Source organism: Clostridium sp. RTP31139st1_H3_RTP31139_211217, from assembly GCF_040227035.1.
Classification (GTDB): Bacteria; Bacillota; Clostridia; order Clostridiales; family Clostridiaceae; genus Clostridium; species Clostridium saudiense.
Map to the genome: position 1 here is coordinate 11,608 of NZ_JBCOAB010000073.1, position 958 is coordinate 12,565.

Annotated in this window: 1 pseudogene; it reads left to right on the forward strand. The window is 36.3% G+C overall.

Annotation, left to right across the window (positions count from 1 at the left end):
- Positions 1–802 (forward strand): annotated as a pseudogene (locus ABUA17_RS17695) (hypothetical protein); the annotation flags it as partial.
- Positions 803–958: the final 156 nt, after the last annotated feature.

Here is a 958-nt window from a genome sequence, read left to right on the forward strand (position 1 = left end):
TACGGGTCCAACTGGACCTACTGGTCCTCCTGGTATTCTTGGTGCTATCGGTCCTACTGGTCCCACTGGTCCAACTGGTCCTACTGGTATTCTTGGTGCCACTGGTCCAACTGGATGTACTGGTTTTACTGGTACTCCCGGTGATACGGGTCCAACTGGACCTACTGGTCCTCCTGGTATTCTTGGTGCTATCGGTCCTACTGGATGTACTGGTTTTACTGGTACTCCCGGTAATACTGGACCTACTGGACCTACTGGTCTCCCAGGCTGCTTTGGTTGTACCGGTCCTACTGGATGTACTGGTACTCCCGGAATTCCCGGTTCTATAGGCCCAACTGGTCCTACTGGTCCTGCAGGCGCAGATGGTTGTTGTAGAATATGCTATATTCCACAATGTGAAAAAAGTTATTTATATATTAATACAGCCAATATAGAAATTAAACAAAAAAATCAACTAATTTCTTTATCAAAAAACATCCAAAAAAGAGGCTATAATATTAGGCACATGAATAACTCTCCAATTATCAACTTATCTGCAAAGAAATCATTTATGTTCAACTGTACTTTAAATGCTACTAATTTTGATATTTCTAATGAAAGTAAAGTTGATGTAGAGCTATTAGTAGATGGATACCCTTATCCAGGAATGGACTCTGCCACAATATTTTCAAATAATGAAGTAATAAAAATAATTGGTTTAGCGATAATAAGAACTTCAACATGTACTACTATAAGTTTAATAAACAAATCAAATTGTCCTGTTAAATTTTCTAATATTAATGTAACAATTATTGAAATTTAGCTATTATATTAGTATCTTACTAAAAATTAATCTCATTTAACCTTCTACTTTTAATTTTAATGTTTGAATCCCTCAATAAAAAAGGAGCTGTCGCAATAGCGGGTAAAAAAATCCGCTAGCGATAGCTCTTTTTCTATATTTTCAAAAAAATAATTG